Origin of the sequence: Sphingomonas sp. PSPC2-2 (genome assembly GCF_049897725.1) — a bacterium.
Classification (GTDB): domain Bacteria; phylum Pseudomonadota; class Alphaproteobacteria; order Sphingomonadales; family Sphingomonadaceae; genus Sphingomonas.
In genome coordinates this window covers 241,613-259,555 of the sequence record NZ_JAFCWU010000006.1, presented here as the reverse complement: position 1 = coordinate 259,555, position 17,943 = coordinate 241,613, and the positions used below count along the sequence as shown (strand labels likewise).

The 17,943-nt window shown below is 65.6% G+C and carries 19 protein-coding genes; 14 read left to right on the top strand and 5 right to left on the bottom strand.

Annotated features, from left to right (window positions below; translation table 11 throughout):
- Positions 1-80: 80 nt before the first annotated feature.
- From ACP7BY_RS13150 to ACP7BY_RS13120, 7 genes are all read left to right on the top strand, one after another.
- On the top strand, positions 81-4,739 hold the full coding sequence (locus ACP7BY_RS13150) for a beta strand repeat-containing protein (protein WP_426288161.1): 4,659 nt from the start codon (positions 81-83) through the stop codon (positions 4,737-4,739).
- Between the two features lie 75 nt (positions 4,740-4,814).
- The gene (locus ACP7BY_RS13145; RefSeq protein ID WP_033963098.1) at positions 4,815-5,285 is read left to right on the top strand and encodes a dihydrofolate reductase; all 471 of its coding nucleotides are present in this window, start codon (positions 4,815-4,817) and stop codon (positions 5,283-5,285) included.
- Positions 5,286-5,392: 107 nt separating this feature from the next.
- On the top strand, positions 5,393-6,577 hold the full coding sequence (locus tag ACP7BY_RS13140; RefSeq protein ID WP_033963099.1) for a dipeptidase: 1,185 nt from the start codon (positions 5,393-5,395) through the stop codon (positions 6,575-6,577).
- Between the two features lie 7 nt (positions 6,578-6,584).
- Positions 6,585-7,520 carry a bifunctional riboflavin kinase/FAD synthetase gene (locus ACP7BY_RS13135; protein ID WP_126848909.1) on the top strand — a complete coding sequence of 312 codons (936 nt, stop codon included), beginning with the start codon at positions 6,585-6,587 and terminating at the stop codon, positions 7,518-7,520.
- 668 nt (positions 7,521-8,188) lie between these two features.
- The gene (locus ACP7BY_RS13130) at positions 8,189-8,506 is read left to right on the top strand and encodes a glycine zipper 2TM domain-containing protein (protein WP_033963191.1); all 318 of its coding nucleotides are present in this window, start codon (positions 8,189-8,191) and stop codon (positions 8,504-8,506) included.
- 72 nt (positions 8,507-8,578) lie between these two features.
- Complete coding sequence (locus tag ACP7BY_RS13125) at positions 8,579-9,007, top strand: OsmC family protein (RefSeq protein ID WP_033963195.1); 429 nt, start codon at positions 8,579-8,581, stop codon at positions 9,005-9,007.
- 135 nt (positions 9,008-9,142) lie between these two features.
- Positions 9,143-9,691: a glycine zipper 2TM domain-containing protein gene (locus tag ACP7BY_RS13120; RefSeq protein ID WP_033963101.1), complete on the top strand. Its 549-nt coding sequence runs from the start codon at positions 9,143-9,145 to the stop codon at positions 9,689-9,691.
- A gap of 56 nt (positions 9,692-9,747) precedes the next feature.
- On the opposite strand, the gene ACP7BY_RS13115 is transcribed toward ACP7BY_RS13120, so the two are convergent.
- Positions 9,748-9,978 carry a hypothetical protein gene (locus ACP7BY_RS13115; RefSeq protein WP_033963103.1) on the bottom strand — a complete coding sequence of 77 codons (231 nt, stop codon included), beginning with the start codon at positions 9,976-9,978 and terminating at the stop codon, positions 9,748-9,750.
- A 122-nt stretch (positions 9,979-10,100) separates the two neighbouring features.
- On the opposite strand from ACP7BY_RS13115, the gene ACP7BY_RS13110 reads away from it, so the two are divergent.
- The 7 genes from ACP7BY_RS13110 to ACP7BY_RS13080 all read left to right on the top strand — a co-directional run bounded on the left by ACP7BY_RS13110 (position 10,101) and on the right by ACP7BY_RS13080 (position 14,759).
- The gene (locus ACP7BY_RS13110) at positions 10,101-10,880 is read left to right on the top strand and encodes a hypothetical protein (RefSeq protein ID WP_033963106.1); all 780 of its coding nucleotides are present in this window, start codon (positions 10,101-10,103) and stop codon (positions 10,878-10,880) included.
- A gap of 111 nt (positions 10,881-10,991) precedes the next feature.
- Positions 10,992-11,366 (top strand): fluoride efflux transporter CrcB, encoded by a 375-nt coding sequence (gene crcB, locus ACP7BY_RS13105; RefSeq protein ID WP_033963108.1) that lies wholly within the window; start codon positions 10,992-10,994, stop codon positions 11,364-11,366.
- On the top strand, positions 11,363-12,472 hold the full coding sequence (locus tag ACP7BY_RS13100) for an RluA family pseudouridine synthase (protein ID WP_033963110.1): 1,110 nt from the start codon (positions 11,363-11,365) through the stop codon (positions 12,470-12,472). The genes crcB and ACP7BY_RS13100 overlap by 4 nt, the downstream gene beginning before the upstream one ends.
- 25 nt (positions 12,473-12,497) lie before the next feature.
- Entirely contained in the window at positions 12,498-13,097 is a 600-nt protein-coding gene (locus ACP7BY_RS13095; protein ID WP_126848908.1) for an FMN-binding negative transcriptional regulator, read from the top strand.
- Positions 13,094-13,765 (top strand): HAD-IA family hydrolase, encoded by a 672-nt coding sequence (locus tag ACP7BY_RS13090; protein WP_033963196.1) that lies wholly within the window; start codon positions 13,094-13,096, stop codon positions 13,763-13,765. Before ACP7BY_RS13095 ends, ACP7BY_RS13090 begins: the two co-directional genes overlap by 4 nt.
- Complete coding sequence (locus ACP7BY_RS13085; protein ID WP_033963112.1) at positions 13,762-13,983, top strand: hypothetical protein; 222 nt, start codon at positions 13,762-13,764, stop codon at positions 13,981-13,983. Before ACP7BY_RS13090 ends, ACP7BY_RS13085 begins: the two co-directional genes overlap by 4 nt.
- 59 nt (positions 13,984-14,042) lie before the next feature.
- The gene (locus tag ACP7BY_RS13080; RefSeq protein WP_126848907.1) at positions 14,043-14,759 is read left to right on the top strand and encodes an ATP12 family chaperone protein; all 717 of its coding nucleotides are present in this window, start codon (positions 14,043-14,045) and stop codon (positions 14,757-14,759) included.
- On the opposite strand, the gene gmk is transcribed toward ACP7BY_RS13080, so the two are convergent.
- The 4 genes from gmk to ACP7BY_RS13060 all read right to left on the bottom strand — a co-directional run bounded on the left by gmk (position 14,709) and on the right by ACP7BY_RS13060 (position 17,878).
- Positions 14,709-15,365, bottom strand: coding sequence for a guanylate kinase (gmk, locus tag ACP7BY_RS13075; RefSeq protein ID WP_029622978.1), 657 nt, complete (start codon positions 15,363-15,365; stop codon positions 14,709-14,711). The two genes, ACP7BY_RS13080 and gmk, sit on opposite strands and share 51 nt — an antisense overlap.
- A 51-nt stretch (positions 15,366-15,416) precedes the next feature.
- Positions 15,417-15,638 carry a hypothetical protein gene (locus ACP7BY_RS13070; protein WP_033963120.1) on the bottom strand — a complete coding sequence of 74 codons (222 nt, stop codon included), beginning with the start codon at positions 15,636-15,638 and terminating at the stop codon, positions 15,417-15,419.
- Positions 15,639-15,867: 229 nt separating this feature from the next.
- Positions 15,868-17,256, bottom strand: a complete 1,389-nt coding sequence (gene fumC / locus ACP7BY_RS13065) for a class II fumarate hydratase (protein ID WP_137903236.1) — start codon at positions 17,254-17,256, stop codon at positions 15,868-15,870.
- A gap of 139 nt (positions 17,257-17,395) precedes the next feature.
- Complete coding sequence (locus ACP7BY_RS13060; RefSeq protein WP_033963122.1) at positions 17,396-17,878, bottom strand: SspB family protein; 483 nt, start codon at positions 17,876-17,878, stop codon at positions 17,396-17,398.
- Positions 17,879-17,943 lie beyond the last annotated feature (65 nt).

Here is a 17,943-nt window from a genome sequence, read left to right as displayed (position 1 = left end):
CGGCCTCTGCAACCGGCATCACCGTTGTCAGCGCGACCAGCATCACTGCAACCGCTCCGGCTGGCAGCGGCACCGTCGACGTGACCGTGACCACCCCTGGCGGCACCAGCGCGACCTCGGCCAGCGACCAGTTCAGCTATATCGCGGCCCCCGCCATCACCGCGATCTCGCCCAGCTCGGGTCCGGCGAGCGGTGGTACCTCGGTCACCATTACCGGCACTGGCTTTACCGGCGCGACCGCAGTGACCTTCGGCGCGACCGCCGCCGCCAGCTTCACCGTCAACAGCGCGACCAGCATCACCGCCACCGCCCCTGCAGGCACTGGCACCGTCGACGTGCGCGTTACCACTACCGGCGGCACCAGCGCGACCTCGGCCGCCGACCAGTTCAGCTATATCGGGGCTCCAACCGTCACCGCGATCTCGCCCAGCTCGGGTCCGGCGAGCGGCGGTACCTCGGTCACCATCACCGGCACCGGCTTTACCGGGGCTACCGCCGTCAAGTTCGGTGCGACCTCTGCAACCGGCATCACCGTTGTCAGCGCGACCAGCATCACTGCAACCGCTCCGGCTGGCAGCGGCACCGTCGACGTGACCGTGACCACCCCTGGCGGCACCAGCGCGACCTCGGCCAGCGACCAGTTCAGCTATGTCGCGGCCCCCGCCATCACCGCCATCTCGCCCAGCTCGGGCCCGGCGAGCGGTGGTACCTCGGTCACCATCACCGGCACCGGCTTTACCGGCGCGACCGCAGTGACCTTCGGCGCGACCGCCGCCGCCAGCTTCACCGTCAACAGCGCGACCAGCATCACCGCCACCGCCCCTGCAGGCACCGGCACCGTCGACGTGCGCGTCACCACTACCGGCGGCACCAGCGCGACCTCGGCCGCCGACCAGTTCAGCTATATCGGGGCCCCCAGCGTTGCCGCGAAGAGCGCGAGCGTCGCTTATGACACCGCGACGCCGATCGATCTCACCGCTTCGGTCAGCGGTGTGCATAGCAGCCTCACCGTCAGCACCGCGCCCGCACACGGTACCACCAGCATTGCTGGCGACGTGATCACCTACACCCCGACCAGCGGCTATTATGGCAGCGATAGCTTCGCCTATACCGCCACGGGGCCGGGCGGCACCTCGGCCGCTGCCACCGTGACGCTGACCGTCGCGACACCTGCCGCCCCAACCGTTGCCGCCAAGAGCGCGAGCGTTGCGTACAATACCGCGACGCCGATCGACCTGACCGCCTCGGTCAGCGGGGTGCATAGCAGCCTCACCGTCAGCTCAGCCCCTGCGCACGGCACCACCAGCGTGGCTGGCGATGTCATCACCTATACCCCGACCACCGGCTATTATGGCAGCGACAGCTTCGGCTATACCGCCACGGGGCCCGGCGGCACGTCGAGTGCCGCCACCGTCACGCTGACCGTCGCCACGCCCGCTGCCCCAAGCGTGGCCGCGAAGAGCGCGAGCGTTGGCTATAATACCGCCACCCCGATCGACCTCACCGCCTCGGTCAGCGGCGTGCATAGCAGCCTCACCGTCAGCACGGCCCCCGCGCACGGCACCACCAGCATTGCTGGCGATGTCATCACCTACACCCCCACCACCGGCTATTATGGCAGCGACAGCTTTGCCTATACCGCCACCGGGCCGGGCGGCACCTCAGCGGCCGCCACCGTGACGCTGACCGTCGCGACACCTGCCGCCCCAACCGTTGCCGCCAAGAGCGCCAGCGTTGGCTATAACACCGCCACCCCGATCGACCTCACCGCGTCGGTCAGCGGCGTGCATAGCAGCCTCACCGTCAGCACGGCCCCTGCACACGGTACCACCAGCATTGCGGGCGACGTGATCACCTACACCCCGACCACCGGTTATTATGGCAGCGATAGCTTCGCCTATACCGCCACCGGTCCCGGCGGCACCTCGGCCGCTGCCACCGTCACGCTCACCGTCGCGACGCCCGCTGCCCCCAGCGTTGCCGCGAAGAGCGCGAGCGTCGCTTATGACACCGCGACGCCGATCGATCTCACCGCTTCGGTCAGCGGTGTGCATAGCAGCCTCACCGTCAGCACCGCGCCCGCACACGGTACCACCAGCATTGCTGGCGACGTGATCACCTACACCCCGACCAGCGGCTATTATGGCAGCGATAGCTTCGCCTATACCGCCACGGGGCCGGGCGGCACCTCGGCCGCTGCCACCGTGACGCTGACCGTCGCGACACCTGCCGCCCCAACCGTTGCCGCCAAGAGCGCCAGCGTTGGCTATAACACCGCCACCCCGATCGACCTGACCGCCTCGGTCAGCGGTGTGCACTCAAGCCTCACCGTCAGCTCAGCGCCTGCGCACGGCACCACCAGCATTGCTGGCGATGTCATCACCTACACCCCGACGAGCGGCTATTATGGCAGCGACAGCTTCGCCTATACCGCCACGGGGCCCGGCGGCACCTCGGCCGCTGCCACCGTCACGCTCACCGTCGCCACGCCTGCGCTTGCGATCACGCAAACCAGCTTGCCGGCGGGCCAGCAGGACGTCGCGTATAGCGTATCGCTGACGGCGTCTGGCGGAACGGCACCCTATACCTTTGCGGTGACGGGCGGCGCGCTGCCATCTGGCCTTGCCCTCGCAACGAACGGAACACTCGCCGGAACGCCCACCGCAAACGGATCGTTCAGCGTGACGATCACCGCTTCGGACAGCTCCACCGGCGACGGGCCGAGCCGGGTCAGCCAGACCTTCAGCTTGCAGATCGCGTTGCCCGCGCCGCCCGTCGTCCGCGACACCTCCGTCGCCGTTACGCAGACCGTCACCAACAATCAGCCAGCCTCGATCGACCTCAGCACTTTGATTTCGGGCAACGTCACCGACGTGACGATCGCTACGCCCCCGCAGCACGGCACCGTGGTGATCCAGCGGACCGGTACAAGCTTCACCGGCGTGTCGATCGCCAACCCCCTGCAACCAGGCGCGGTGGGGCTCGAGCGGAGCGCTGCCGTTGCCACCCCGACCCTGCCCCTGGGCGCGACCGTCGCAGCCCCCCGCTTTGTCGCGGTCTACACCCCGACCCCCGGTTACCAGGGACCTGATCGCTTCACGTTCACAGCGGTCGGGCCCGGCGGCAGCTCGACCTTCGCGACGGTGGACATCACGGTGAAGGGGACCGCACCGGTCGCCGCGAATCTGGTAACGACGACCGACCAGAATCAGCCGGTCACGGTCGATATTTCGAGCGGTGCTGTCGGCGGACCGTTCACGCAAGCCGCCATCGTCAGTGTGTCGCCAGCCGACTCCGCGACGGCGACCCTCATCGCCGACGGCACGGCCTCCGCGCGGACCTATCGCTTGCAGATCCAGCCCAGCCCCCGCTTCAGCGGAACGACGGTCGTGACCTATACGATCGGCAACACGTTCGGGATGTCGGCGGCGGCCACCGTCACCGTCACCGTGAAGGGTCGCCCCGACCCCTCGGCCGACCCGGTCGTGCGCGGGTTGATCGATGCGCAAGACACCGCGACCCGCGATTTCGCCCGGGCGCAAATCGAGAACTTCGGTCGCCGCAACGAACAGCTCCATGGCGGCGGTGGCAGCACCGGCAACAACCCGATCGGGATCACACTCGGCAGCAGTGATGGCGGCACCTTCCGGCGCCCCGGCCGGTTCGACGGGATCGCCCCCGAAACCGCGCTCAAGATGGAACATGCCAATGAAGTGATGGGAGCCGAAGGCCTGCGCGTTTCCTCAACCGGGACTCTGCAGCCGGGTGCCTCGCCAACGGGCGTGACGGGCGCGATGGGATTACGGACCCCAACCGGTTCCCGCAGTGGCATGGCGACCGGCTCTGCGACGTCCGCCAGCACCGCAGCCGCTGTCGGAGCGGTGGCCGACGAGAGTGGCGACACCGGACCGCGCAAGATCGGGTCGATCGCGATCTGGAGCGGCGGCGCGATCAGTGTCGGGACGCGCGACGCGACGACGCGCCGCACCAAGCTGTCGATCTCGAGCTCGGGCTTGAGCGCGGGTGCCGACCTGAAACTGTCGGACGATCTCACGGTCGGCGCGGGCGGCGGCGGCGGCGAAGAGCGCACGCGGGTCGGCACCGCCGATGCCGGCCATCTGACCGCCGACACCTGGGTCGGGGCCGCTTATGGCAGCTTCAGGCCCACGCCTGGTGCCTTTATCGACGGGGTTTTGGGATATGGCGATCTCTCGTTCAACACACGGCGCGCGGCGCTTGGCGGGTCGCTGGCCGTCGGTCACCGCAACGGGTCGATGCTGTTCGGATCGTTGAGCGCGGGAATCGACCAAAGCACCGGGCGGCTCAGCTATTCGCTCTACGGACGCGCCGAGTATCTCAACGCCAAGCTCAGGGCCTATGCCGAGACCGGAGCCGGGGTCTACAGCCTGACCTTCGATCCTCGCACGCTCGAATCGTTGACCAGCGTTGCCGGCGGCCGGGCGACCCTGCACCTTGGTGCCTTTGCGCCCCGTGCCCGGTTCGAATGGCGTCACGAGTTCAATCAAGCCAGTCCGCAGTTGCTGGACTATGCCGATCTCGGGGGCCCATCGCAGTACAGCATCACCAATAACGACTGGCTGCGGGACGAGGTCCAGTTCGAAATCGGGCTGGGAATCAACCCCGGCGACGGCTGGACCACCGGAATCGACTTGGGTGGAAGGGGCGGCCCCGGCTCGCGATCGATGACGGTGCGCGTATCGGCGACAAAGAAGTTCTAAGCCGCGATCGGCACCGATCCGACGCGCGCTAGATCTTCCCTCGCCATCAGCGGCGCGGCGCGGCATGAGGGGCGGATGATCACGCTCTATCTCGCGCGCGCCGACAATGGCGTCATCGGTGCCGAGGGTGCCTTGCCCTGGCACCTCCCGGCCGATCTCAAGCGTTTCAAGGCGCTGACGATGGGCACGCCGATGGTGATGGGGCGCAAGACCTTCGAGAGCTTCCCGGCCCCCCTGCCCGGTCGTCGCCATATCGTGCTGACCCGCGATCGCGACTGGTCCGCGCCGGGTGCCGAGGTGGCCTATTCGGTCGACGCTGCATTGGCGTTGGCGGGCGACGGGGACGTCGCGGTAATCGGCGGGGCCGAAATCTTCGCGCTGTTTACCCCTTTGGCGGACCGGGTCGAACTGACCGAGGTTCACTTGATGCCCGCAGGCGACGCGATCGTTCCGGCGTTTGCGGGCTGGCACGAAACCGCGCGCGAAGACCATCCCGCCGAGGGCACGCGCCCGGCCTATAGCTTCGTGACGCTGGACCGGCCCTAATCGCCATCTGCGGGCTTGCTCCCGCCGCCAGCGCGCAGCATATCAAGCGCTGGATCGGACACGGCAAAGGCGTCGATACAAGTCCGGCATGACGGGGAGCGACTTCGATGCGCAGGATCTTGCTGGCCGTACTGGGCCTGGTGCTGGTTGCCGCGCTTGCCTTTTTCACGCTCGCCCCCGGCATCGTCGAACGGTCGATGAACCAGGTGGTCGCGATCCCGCTCAAAATCACGCCGCGCGCCCGCGCGCTGCACGCGACCCTGCAAATCGCCGACATGCACGCCGACACGTTGCTGTGGCAGCGTAGCCTGCTCGACCGGTCGGAGCGCGGGCAAATCGATCTGCCACGCCTGCTGGCTGGCAATTATACGCTGCAAGTGTTCTCCTCGGTGACCAAGACGCCCAAGGGCCAGAATTACGACGCGAACCCGTCCGATACCGACAATATCACCGCGCTCGCCATCGCCGATCTGCAGCCCCCGCGCACCTGGGGATCGCTGCTGCAACGCTCGCTGTGGCACGCACAAAAGCTGGATCGCTACGCGGCTGCGTCAAACGGTCAGTTGCGGGTGATCCGCTCACCTGCCGATCTCGACCGGCTGCTGGCGGATCGCGCGGGCGGGAAAAAGGTGGTCGGCGGGATGCTCTCGATCGAGGGCCTGCAAGATCTTGAGGGCAAGCTGGCCAATCTCGATGTCCTGTATCGCGCCGGTTTCCGTATGGCGGGGCTCGCGCACTTCTTCGACAATGAAGTGGCGGGGTCGATGCACGGCGAGGCCAAAGCCGGGCTTACCCCGCTCGGTCGGCAGGTGGTGCGACGGATGGAGGCGCTCGGCATGGTCGTCGACGTCGCGCATTCCAGCCACGCGACGATTGCCGAAGTGCTGGCGATGGCACAGCGCCCGGTCGTCGCCAGCCATGGCGGCGTGCAGGCGACCTGCAAGGTCAACCGCAACCTGACCGATGACGAGATTCGCGGCATCGCCCGCACCGGCGGCGTGATCGGGATCGGCTATTGGGATGCGGCGATCTGCTCGACACAGCCCGCCGCCGCCGCTGCTGCGATTGCGCATGTGCGCGATGTGGCGGGGATCGATCATGTCGGGCTGGGATCGGACTTCGACGGCGCGGTGACCACGGGCTTTGACGCCAGCCAGTTGGCCGCCGTGACGCAGGCACTGATCGATCACGGCTTCAGCGACGGCGACATCGCCAAGGTGATGGGCGGCAATGTCCTGCGCGTCCTCAAGGCCGGGATCGCCCCTAGCGCAGCCGCAAACCGGGCCGTATAGCGCGCTCATGCAGCGGCTCGACGGCGGCTCGGTGGTTCCCGCAGCCTTGCGCGCGGGGATCGTCGCGCTTGGCAATTTCGATGGATTTCACCTTGGCCACCAGGCGGTGGTCGGTCGCGCGGTGGAACGCGCGCGCGCGGAGGGTCGCCCGGCGCTGGTCGCCACTTTCGATCCGCATCCCGTACGCCATTTCCGTCCCGACACCGCCCCGTTCCGCCTGACCACGCTCGACCAGCGCGAGCGGCTGTTCGCCGAAGCCGGGGCCGATGCGATGATCGTCTTCCAGTTCGATACGGCACTCGCCGCGCTGAGTGCGGTGGAGTTCGTCGGCGACCGGCTGCTCGACACGATCGGCATCGGCGGAGTCGTAACGGGCGAGGACTTCACCTTCGGCAAGGCCAAGAGCGGCACGGTCGCGGTGCTGGCCGATCTCGGCCGCAAGAACGGCTTTTCGGTCGATACCGTCGGCCCGGTCATGCTCGACGGAGAACCCGTCTCCTCGAGCCGAATCCGCGCGCTGCTGGAGGCGGGGGACCCACGTGGCGCGGCACGGCTGCTGACGCGCCCGTTCGCGGTGGCGGGCACGGTGCAGCATGGCGACAAGCTCGGCCGTACGATCGGCTATCCCACCGCCAATCTCGATATGGGCAGCTATTTGCGCCCGGCTTATGGCATCTATGCCGTGCGCGGGCGCTTGCCCGACGGGCGCGTGCTCGATGGCGCAGCCAATCTCGGCATTCGCCCGAGTTTCGATCCCCCCAAGGAATTGCTCGAGCCGTTCTTCTTCGATTTTTCCGAAAATCTCTATGGCCAGACGATCGAGGTCGCCTTGATCGAGTATCTGCGGCCCGAAGCGAAATTCGACACGCTCGACGCGCTCACGGCGCAAATGGAACAGGATTGCGCGCGGGCGAAGGTCATCCTGGCCGAGGAGCCGCGATAAGCGCCGACACCGCAAAAGGGGCCGACATTGCTGCCGACCCCCTGTCGCCTCATCCGAATGCGCTGGACACTGCCCGGGAAGGAAGCGTCCGCGCCATTCAGTCTTGGCGGCTCGCCTCGACCGCGCCCAGAGGACATCGACCGACGCGTTTCGGCGATCTTCGGCCCATCGCCCTCTCCCCGTGAAAGAAGGGGCGCGCGGACCGTCCGTCACCTACATCCTGCCCCTTCGTCGCGGAACGACCGGGCCAGGATATATTTGGAAGGGCGTCTCGTAATCGCCGGTGAAGCGCCTTGCCTGCGCAAAGCGACGCCGCACGATCCTTGCCATCCTTCCGCTGCTGACCGATCGCAGGTTTCCGAGCGGCACCATACCATCTCTCGCAGCATAAGTAGCTGATGTTTCTTCGGTTTCCCGCTTCTTCATCCGCTGCTTACAATCCAGATGCTGTCATGGGCCGCGAGTCGCGCCAAGCCCTGAAATGACCAGGCCACCCTGTGAATACTGTGGATAACGGGGATAATATCGCGCGCGTAAAGCAGGCTGCCTTCGCCCTACATTTACCTGAACACACGGTTATTTCAGGTTCATGAAACTTAAGTACAATCGAGATCGTTACGTTAGCGAGATTGATTCAAAGCAAGTCGCACCTCATGGGAGAAAATCATATGCGTACCTTCATCCTCGCGCTCAGCGCTGCCGCCGTCGCGATTCCTGCCACCATGGTCGTCCCGACCACGCAGGCCGAGGCACGCCGCCACCATTATCAGCCGCGTGAATATCAGGGCCGCGACGGGCGTCGCTATTGCCGCCATTCCGATGGGACCACCGGTCTGATCGTCGGCGGCGTCGGCGGCGCGCTGCTGGGCAATTCGGTCGCTGGCCATGGCGACAAGACCTTGGGCACCGTGCTCGGCGGCGTCGCTGGTGCCTTCGGCGGACGGGCGATTGATCGTGCCAGCACGGCGGACCGTCGCTGCAACTAAGCAACGTCACACGATGACCCTATATCAGGCGCGGACCAGCAACGGTCCGCGCCTTTTTATTGGAGAATGAGCATGACGACACGCAGCGGATCGGCCAGCTATGACGGTTTTGGCAAGGACGGCAAAGGCCATGTCTCCACGCAATCGGGCGTCCTGTCGGACACGCAATATGGCTTCAGCAGCCGTTTCGAAGACGGCATCGGCACAAACCCCGAGGAATTGATCGCTGCGGCGCATGCGAGTTGCTTCACCATGGCACTCAGCTTCGCGCTGGCCGGTGCCGGTTTCAGCGCCGGCAAGCTGGAGACGACCGCGAAGGTGACGCTCGACAAGGATGGCGACGGTTTCTCCATCACCAAATCCGCGCTCGACCTGAAGGCGACCATCGCCGACATTTCGCCCGAGCAATTCGAGGCAATTGCCGCCGGTGCCAAGGCGAATTGCCCGGTGTCGAAAGTTCTCAATGCCGAAATCACGCTAACCCACTCTCTCAACGCGTAATTACGGCAAGAAATTCGACGACGGTCTTTCCTTGCGGGGGCGTGAACGCAGTGTAGTTTTGCGTTCACGCAACCTCGTGCGTGCCGGTGTGTTCTGTCCATGATCCAACACGGATTACCGCAAGGAGCATTTTGCATGCGCACGTTTTTTCTCGCCGCCGCCATGGCCGCGACCGCCCTGTCCGCGCTTCCCGCCACCGCGCAGGACTATCGCGGCGACCGCCAGGACCAGCGCGGCGATCGACCCGATCAACGCGCCGACCCGCGTAATGACGGTCGCGATCACCGCGATGAGGGGCGCGACCGTCGCGATGACGGCCGTGATCGCGGCGACCACCGTCGTGACGACCGTCGGGCCAACTGGCAGCAATATCGCAGCTATGATTACAATCGCTACGAGCCGGGCCAGCGCACCTATTATGCCGACCGTTATTATCGCGATGGCCGCTATTACCAGCCGCGCCGTCTCGGCCGGAACGACCGCATCTATCGCGGCAGCGACAACCGTTATTATTGCCGTCGCAGCGATGGCACCACCGGGCTGATCATCGGCGGCCTGACCGGCGGCCTGCTCGGCAATAGCCTGGCGGGTGGCGGTTCGCGCACGCTCGGCACCTTGCTCGGCGGCGGTGCGGGCGCGCTGCTCGGCCAGTCGATCGATCGCGGCAAGGTCATCTGCCGCTAAAGCCTCTTTGGCGACAAAACGAACGGCCCGGCGCGCCCGCGTCGGGCCGTTTGCCGTTACAGCAAGCCACCACCAAGGATCAGGCGAACCACCGCAACGACGATAACGAAAATATTGAAGTTACGGCCACTCTTATGCCCCGATAAAACACCGATGGCCGCGCCGACCACCGCGATCGGCAGCGCGAGATAATTGGCGATTCCGAAAAACGGCACCAGCCCGACCAACGCCACCGGCAGCGCCAACAGGCCCACCAGAATCGAGAAGAGATTGACGACAAAGCCCATGCGCGGATCATGACGCCCCCCGCTGCCGCGCGCAACCGACGATGGCACCGCGCCGCTATGCCCAACGATTTTTTAACCGAACCCGGTGCAAAAGCGGAGACCGATATTGGAGCTTTCGATCGATGGTCCGCATCCGCCTCCGCATCCTGAGCGCCGTGGCTTTGCCGCTCGCTCTGCTGGCGTGCGGCAAGCGCGATGACGACCGCAATCTCGATTCGCTCGATAACGAACTGGTCGAGGCGGGCTCGGGCAACGCCAATGTCAGCGACCCGGCGATGACCGCGGCGCTGCACGACCAGATCATGGTCGATCCCGCGCTCACCCAACATGCCAATGCGGACAGCGTCCGACCACCGGCACAGCCGTATTCGGGCGGCGTACCGCCAACCGGCATCGCACAGCCGCCGGGCAGAACCCCCGGATCCGCCGGAGCCTCCACCAGCGAAACGATCAAATCCGCCCCAGCGCCGAGCAAGGATTGCCCCGGCTGCACCGCCGCCCGCGAATCACTGACGTTGGGCGCGCTCGCCGCGCGCCAGACGAACCGCCGCACCAGCGCCTGCGCTGGCGCACTGCGCTATTCGGCGAGCTGGGCCGATCGCCTCCCCGCCGATGTCCCGCTGTACCCCGGCGCGCGCGTGACCGAGGCCGCCGGCGCGAACACCGGTGCGTGCGCGCTGCGCGCGGTCAGCTTCTCGACCAATGCGCGGCTGCAAACCGTGGTCGATTGGTATTATACCCGCGTCACCAACACCGGCTTCACCGCCGAACATCAGTCGGACGGGACCCAGCATACGCTGGGCGGCACGCGCGACCGGGATGGCGGGGCCTATGTGCTGTTCCTCACGCCGCGCCGCGATGGCGGCACCGATGTCGATCTGATCGCCAATAACGGCAATTAAGCTGGGTTTCGACGGCGCGATACCCACGCCGCTCGGCCACAAAACCACCCCCTGCGCGGCGGCGTTGGGGAAAAGGTTCATTTTTGTGTCAATTCGCGCTAACGCACCCTCATGTATCATCTTATCCTCGTCATGGCGGGCGGCGCGCTCGGTTCGGCCGCGCGCTTACTCGTCGGGCGCGCCACGCTCGCCGGGTTCGGCCCCAATTTCCCTTATGGCACGCTGACGGTCAATCTGGTCGGCGGGCTGGCGATGGGGGTGCTCGCCGGTATTCTTGCGCGCCACCCAAACAGCGAGGCGTGGCGCTTGCTGCTCGGCGTCGGCGTGCTCGGCGGTTTCACCACCTTCTCGTCCTTCTCGCTCGATACCATCGCGCTGATCGAGCGCGGTAGTATCGGAACGGCGCTCGGCTATGTGCTCGTCTCGGTAATCGGGTCGATTCTCGCCGTGTTCGTCGGCCTCACCGCCGTGCGGGTGGCGGCATGAGCGACGGCCCCACCAAAGCAACCTCCGATGTCCGCCAGTTCACTGTTGGCGTGGACGATGACGGCATCCGGCTCGACCGCTGGTTCAAGCGGCATTTGCCCGACACCAGCTACACCACGGTCGCGAAATGGGCGCGCACCGGCCAACTCCGCGTCGATGGCGCGCGCGCCAAGCCCGGCGATCACGTCGCCACCGGTCAAGCGATCCGGGTACCGCCCGCCGAACCGGTCCGGGTCGATGCCCCGGTCAAGCGCGAACGACCGCCGCTCAGCGATGACGAGATCACCTTTGCGCGAGAGATGGTCATTCATCGCGATGCCCAGGCGATCGTGCTCAACAAGCCGCCCGGCCTCGCCACGCAAGGCGGCACCAAGACGATCGAGCATGTCGACGGCCTGCTCGATGCCTTGCAGGATGACATGGAGGGCCGCCCAAAGCTGGTCCACCGGCTCGACAAGGACACGTCCGGCGCGTTGCTGATCGCCCGCACCGCGCGCGCCGCCGCCTATTTCTCCAAATCCTTCTCCTCGCGCACCGCCCGGAAAACCTATTGGGCGCTGGTCGTCGGCGTGCCGTCGATCGAGGACGGGATGATCGAACTGCCAATCGCCAAGCAGCCCGGTTCTGGCGGCGAGAAGATGCATGTCGATGAGAAAGAAGGCAGCCCGGCGCGCACGCGCTACCGCGTGATCGAAATGGCGGGCACCACCACCGCCTGGCTCGAGCTGATCCCCTATACCGGCCGCACGCACCAGTTGCGCGTACATCTGGCAGCGATCGGCCATCCCATTGTCGGCGACGGCAAATATGGCGGGCAGGCGGCGTTTCTCACCGGCAATATCTCGCGCAAAATGCACCTGCATTCCAGGCGGATTCGCATCGATCACCCAGATGGCGGCGCGATCGACGTCCAGGCCGAATTGCCGACGCACTTCGCCGAAAGCCTCAAGCAATTGGGCTTTGACGAGATGCTGGGCAACACCATGCCGCTCGAATCGCCACCCCCGCCAAGCCGCGCGGTCAAGAAGCAGCAGGCGCGCCAGCACGCCAAAACCGTCCGCAAGGACCGCAAGGGCGAACGGCGGCGGCGGGGCGCGGCATCGTGATGCTTGCGCGCGGTCCAAGCTGCTGATGCATCCCGACTCCGCTTTCCGCTGGGAAGACCGCGACGCCATGCGGGCGCTGGTGTCCGAACTCGGCTTCGGCGCGCTGTTCGCGGCCACGCCCGATGGCCCGCGCGTTGTCCATCTTCCCGTCGTCTGGCAGGGCGAGACCACGCTCGCCTTCCACGTCGCGCGCGGCAACGGCATCGCGCGGCATCTCGACGGAGCGACCGGCCTGTTCACCGTACAGGGCCCGGACGGCTATATCAGCCCGGACTGGTATGGCCTCGACGCCAATCAGGTGCCAACCTGGAACTACGTTACGGTCGAACTGGAAGGTCGCATCGCGCGGATGGACCAGCAGGGATTGGTCGCCCAGCTCGATCAGGTATCGGCGCTGCAGGAAGCGCGCCTTGCCCCCAAGGCCCCGTGGACGCGTGCGAAAATGGACCCGAGCGTGTTCGAACGCATGACACGCGGGATCATCGGCTTCACGTTGGAGGTGCAAGGCTGGCGCGGCACCCGCAAGCTTGGCCAGAACAAGCCCGTCGCGGCGCGGCTGGCCGCTGCAGACGGAGTCGAGAATGCCGGACGACGCGCCATTGCCCATTGGATGCGCAGCGCATGAACCGTCTTGCCCTCTTCGATTGCGACGGCACGCTGGTCGACAGCCAGGACAATATCTGTCGGTCGGTCGAAGAAGCCTTTGCCGGGGCAAAACTCGTCCCGCCGGAACGTTCCGCGATTCGCCGGATCGTCGGGCTGAGCCTCGTTGAAGCGATGCGGCAGTTGCTGCCCGAAGGCGAGAATGCGCTGCACCAAAGCCTTGCCGCCGACTATAAGGCCGCGTTCTTCAAGATGCGCGCGGCGGGCGCGATGACCGAGGAGCCGCTGTACGACGGGATCGTCGAGGTGCTGGACCTGTTACGCGCCGATGGCTGGACGCTGGGCGTCGCTACCGGCAAATCCGATCGTGGCCTTGCCCATATCCTCGCGCATCACGGCATTGCCGATCGATTCGTGACGCTGCAGACCGCCGATCGTCATCCCTCAAAACCACACCCGTCCATGATTGAGACAGCCATGGCCGATTCGGGCGCAATCCCTGAAACAACGGTGATGATCGGCGATACGAGCTATGACATTGTCATGGCGCGCGCGGCGGGGGCACGTGCGCTTGGCGTCGCCTGGGGCTATCACCCTGTGGACGAGCTGACGGCTGCGGGCGCGCATGCCATCGCATCGACGGTGGCGGCGCTGCCCCGGCTAGTAACCTTTCAGGAGACGCAACGGTGACCGATCCCGATGCGACCTTCCGCAATCGTTATCTCGCGATCACCGCGACCCGCATCGCGGGATCGGCGGGGGCCTTGCTCGGCTTGGTGCTGATCGCGCGGGCCGATGCTCCGCTACCCAAGATCATCGGCACCGCGCTGGTGCTGTCGGCGCTTCTCATGATCGCCATCGTCCCGCGCGCGCTGGCCAAACGCTGGCGTTCCCCGCCGGCCGAATAGAGGCTCTAGTCAAAGCGGCTGCGTTCGATACGGCGCGAAGCCGCGCTATGGAGAACACCATGAAGCGGTTCTGGACCGACGTAACGCTCGATGACACTCGCATCGTCCACCTTGACGGGAAGCCGGTACGCACCCCGGGGCGCGTGCCGCTGGCGGTGCCGACCCAGACACTCGCAGAAGCGATCGCCGCCGAGTGGCGCGCGGTGGAGGGGGAGATCGATCCGCGCACGATGCCGCTGACCGGCCTCGCCAATGCGGCAATCGACCGGGTCGCCCCCGATCCTGCGCTGTTCGCGCGCGGCCTCGCCAGTTACGCCGAGAGCGACCTGCTCTGTTACCGTGCCGAGTCGCCCGACGATCTCGTCGCCCGCCAGGCACAAATATGGGATCCGCTGCTCGACTGGGCGCGCGGACGCTATGACGTGCAGATCGAGGTCGCCACCGGCATCCTCCACCGCGCGCAACCCGCCGCCACGCTTACGCGACTGGGGACCGCCATTGCCGCACGCGACGCGTTCGCGCTCGCCGCCCTTTCGCCGATCGTCACCATTGGCGGATCGCTGATCGCGGCGCTGGCACTGGCCGAAGGCGCGGCAAGCGCCGAACAGGTGTGGGACGCTGTTACGCTCGATGAAGAGTATCAGGCGGAACGCTGGGGCCGCGATCCTCTAGCGGCAGCGGGGATAGAAGCGCGACGTCGCGATTTCGACGCCGGCGTCCGCTTCCTAGCGCTCGGGCAAGCGGCGGATGAAGCCGATCATCCCACGCTGGCGTGAGCGCTTGAGCCGCTCGGCGGTGAGGATCGTCTGCACGCAGTCATAGCAATCGTCGAGATCGTCATTGACCAGCACGTAATCATAGCCGTCCCAGTGGCTGACTTCGGCGAGTGCGCGGTCCATGCGCCGGTCGATCACTTCCTGCGTATCGGTCGCGCGCTTTTCCAACCGCTCGCGCAGCGTTTTCAGGCCCGGCGGCAGGATGAACACCCGCACCACATCGCCACCCGCCAATTGGAAAAGCTGCTGCGCACCCTGCCAGTCGATGTCGAACAGAATGTCCTGACCGTGCTCGAGATCCTTGAACACGGTGTCGCGCGGCGTACCATAGCGTTCGTCGAACACGCGCGCCCATTCGAGGAACTGGTCGTCCTCCGCCATCGCGCGGAAGGTTTCCTTGTCGACGAAGTGATAGTCCTTGCCCTCGACCTCCCCCTTGCGCGGCGCGCGGGTGGTGTAAGACACTGACATTTTGAGCTTATTGCGCTCTTCCTTCAACAGCCGGTTGGCAATCGTCGATTTGCCCGCCCCGGACGGAGAGGACAACACGAACATCAGCCCGCGGCGTTTGAAGTTCTTGGGTTGAGAAGCGCGATGGTCGACCATGCGCGCCTTTGGCGCGGGCATGGCCGTCCCGTCAAGGCATGGCGTCGCCGATCAGCGTTCGGCGGTGCTCGCGCCGAACACCTGATCCTTCACTTTGCCGATCCCGCGCAGCACCAGCCAGCCAGTGGCGAAGGTCAAAGCCAGCGGGATCATGGCCTTCACGACGTTGGCGGCAATCGCGCCTTCGATCGCACCGTCCACGCTGCTGTCGTCGCCGCTGGCGCCATCAATCGCACTGCCGATGGCCGCACCAATCAGGGTCGTGAAACTCATTGATCGTCTCCCATTCGCCGCTTGAGCGCGCGAAAGGCGATATGGTTCCTGCCCCAAACCCCGCGAAGCGGAACACATGTCCTCCACAAATCGCGCACCCGCGCTACATCCCACCCACTCTCTGCGCCTCTGCGTCCTCCGCGCCTCTGCGCGAACAAAAATGAAGAATGATTCGCGCAGAGGCGCAGAGGACGCGGAGCAGAAGGAGAGAGAGAATGCCTGCGGCGCTTTAGACCATGGTTTCGGGGCGGACTAAGCGATCGAACGTCTCGGCGTCGACCAGTCCGAGCGCCAGCCCCGCTTCCTTGAGCGTCAGGCCTTCATGGTGCGCGTGCTTGGCGATCTTGGCGGCATTGTCATAGCCGATTTCCGGCGCAAGCGCCGTCACCAGCATCAGCGAACGCTCGACCAGTTCGGCGATCCGCGCGCGATTCGGTTCGATCCCCTCGACGCAGCGTTCGGCGAAGCTCGCCATGCCGACGCTCAGCAAATCGATCGAGCGCAGCAGCGCCGCGCCGATCATGGGCTTGAATACATTCAGTTCGAGATGCCCCTGCAGCCCCCCGATCGTGATCGCCTGATGATTGCCGATCACTTGTGCCGCCACCATCGTCAGCATCTCGCACTGCGTCGGGTTGACCTTGCCCGGCATGATCGAGCTGCCCGGCTCATTCTCCGGCAAATGCAATTCGCCCAGCCCAGAACGCGGCCCTGAACCCAGCAAGCGAATGTCGTTGGCGATCTTGGTCAGCGCCACCGCCAGCGTGTTGAGCGTGCCGGACACGTGCACGATCGGATCGTTCGACGCGAGCGCCTCGAACTTGTTGGGCATGGTTTCAAAGGCAAGGCCGGTAATCTCCGCCACCTCTGCCGCAAACGCCTCGGCGAACCCGGCCGGGGCGTTGAGCCCGGTGCCCACCGCCGTGCCGCCCTGCGCGAGCAACAGCATATTGTGGGTGATCGCCGGTTCGATGCGGTGATAGCAACGATACAATTGCACCGCGTACCCCGAGAATTCCTGCCCCAGCGTCAGCGGCGTCGCATCCTGCAAATGCGTGCGACCGATCTTGACGATGTCGTGCCACGCCTCCGACTTGGCCTTTACCGCGCGGTTGAGCCGGTCGAGCGCGGGCAACAACCGCTGCGTCGCCGCGATTGCCGCCGCAATGTGCAAAGCGGTCGGGAAGCTGTCATTCGAGGACTGGCTTTTATTAACGTGATCGTTGGGGTGGACCGGCACCTTGCCGCCGCGCGTGCCGGTGAGCAGCTCATTGGCGCGCCCGGCGATCACTTCGTTGACGTTCATGTTGGATTGCGTGCCGCTGCCCGTCTGCCAGATGACCAACGGGAACTGATCGTCGAATTTGCCCGCCACCACTTCCGCCGCCGCCGTCTCGATCGCGTCGGCGATCTCGGCGGGCAGGCCATGCTGGCGGTTCACCCGTGCCGCCGCCTGTTTGACGATGGCGAGCGCGTGGATGATCGCGATCGGCATGCGCTCGGTCGCGGGAAAGGGGAAATTCTCGATCGAACGCTGTGTCTGCGCGCCCCAATAAGCGCTGGCCGGGACTTCGATGGGCCCAAGCGAATCGGTTTCGGTGCGGGTATTCTGAACCATGCCAACTCCGTCATGCCGGGCTTGTCCCGGCATCCACCGGGCTGCAAAGCCGATCGGTTGCGATGTGCGGCACGGTGGACCCCGGGACAAGCCCGGGGTGACGAAAAGGGTCGTATAAAGAGTCGTTTATACGGCCAGCTTACTTCTTCCGCTTGAAATCCACCGCGACGACGTTGGATCCATCCTCGACCGGCTTGATCGTCGGGCCGTCATTCTCCGCTTCGTCATGCGGCTCGGGGCCCTCGGGGCCTTCCGCCGCCTGAAAGCGCAATTCGAAACTGACCGCCGGATCATGAAAGAGGGTAATCGCCGAATAGGGAATCACCAGCTTGGACGGCACCTGGTTGAAGCTAAGGCCGATCGAAAACTTGGTGTCGTCTACCAGCAGATCCCAATAGCGGTTCTGCATCACGATCGTCATTTCATCGGGAAAGCGCTCGATCAGGCGTTGCGGAATGTCCACGCCCGGTGCCTGCGTCTTGAAGGTGATGTAGAAGTGATGCTCGCCCGGCAGGCCGCCATTGCTGGCGACCGACCCCAGCACCCTCCCAACCACGGCACGCAACGCCTCCTGGACGATTTCGTCATAGGGAATCAGACTATCGGGAAGGCCATCGCTCATGCGCCCTTGGGTAGCGGGCTTTGCGTCGTCGTCAAGATTGGGGAGTCAACATAGGCAGCAAGATT

What these genes read in the sequence shown, in the direction of transcription:
- ACP7BY_RS13115 (WP_033963103.1), bottom strand. Translation starts at nt 9,978, where the DNA reads ATGGGCTTTGTCGTCAATCTCTTCTCGATTCTGGTGGGCCTGTTGGCG.
- gmk (WP_029622978.1), bottom strand. Translation starts at nt 15,365, where the DNA reads ATGGTCGACCATCGCGCTTCTCAACCCAAGAACTTCAAACGCCGCGGG.
- ACP7BY_RS13060 (WP_033963122.1), bottom strand. Translation starts at nt 17,878, where the DNA reads ATGAGCGATGGCCTTCCCGATAGTCTGATTCCCTATGACGAAATCGTC.
- ACP7BY_RS13100 (WP_033963110.1), top strand. Translation starts at nt 11,363, where the DNA reads ATGAGCGACGGCCCCACCAAAGCAACCTCCGATGTCCGCCAGTTCACT.
- ACP7BY_RS13145 (WP_033963098.1), top strand. Translation starts at nt 4,815, where the DNA reads ATGATCACGCTCTATCTCGCGCGCGCCGACAATGGCGTCATCGGTGCC.
- ACP7BY_RS13110 (WP_033963106.1), top strand. Translation starts at nt 10,101, where the DNA reads ATGGTCCGCATCCGCCTCCGCATCCTGAGCGCCGTGGCTTTGCCGCTC.
- ACP7BY_RS13095 (WP_126848908.1), top strand. Translation starts at nt 12,498, where the DNA reads ATGCATCCCGACTCCGCTTTCCGCTGGGAAGACCGCGACGCCATGCGG.
- fumC (WP_137903236.1), bottom strand. Translation starts at nt 17,256, where the DNA reads ATGGTTCAGAATACCCGCACCGAAACCGATTCGCTTGGGCCCATCGAA.
- crcB (WP_033963108.1), top strand. Translation starts at nt 10,992, where the DNA reads ATGTATCATCTTATCCTCGTCATGGCGGGCGGCGCGCTCGGTTCGGCC.
- ACP7BY_RS13070 (WP_033963120.1), bottom strand. Translation starts at nt 15,638, where the DNA reads ATGAGTTTCACGACCCTGATTGGTGCGGCCATCGGCAGTGCGATTGAT.
- ACP7BY_RS13090 (WP_033963196.1), top strand. Translation starts at nt 13,094, where the DNA reads ATGAACCGTCTTGCCCTCTTCGATTGCGACGGCACGCTGGTCGACAGC.
- ACP7BY_RS13080 (WP_126848907.1), top strand. Translation starts at nt 14,043, where the DNA reads ATGAAGCGGTTCTGGACCGACGTAACGCTCGATGACACTCGCATCGTC.
- ACP7BY_RS13140 (WP_033963099.1), top strand. Translation starts at nt 5,393, where the DNA reads ATGCGCAGGATCTTGCTGGCCGTACTGGGCCTGGTGCTGGTTGCCGCG.
- ACP7BY_RS13130 (WP_033963191.1), top strand. Translation starts at nt 8,189, where the DNA reads ATGCGTACCTTCATCCTCGCGCTCAGCGCTGCCGCCGTCGCGATTCCT.
- ACP7BY_RS13120 (WP_033963101.1), top strand. Translation starts at nt 9,143, where the DNA reads ATGCGCACGTTTTTTCTCGCCGCCGCCATGGCCGCGACCGCCCTGTCC.
- ACP7BY_RS13125 (WP_033963195.1), top strand. Translation starts at nt 8,579, where the DNA reads ATGACGACACGCAGCGGATCGGCCAGCTATGACGGTTTTGGCAAGGAC.
- ACP7BY_RS13135 (WP_126848909.1), top strand. Translation starts at nt 6,585, where the DNA reads ATGCAGCGGCTCGACGGCGGCTCGGTGGTTCCCGCAGCCTTGCGCGCG.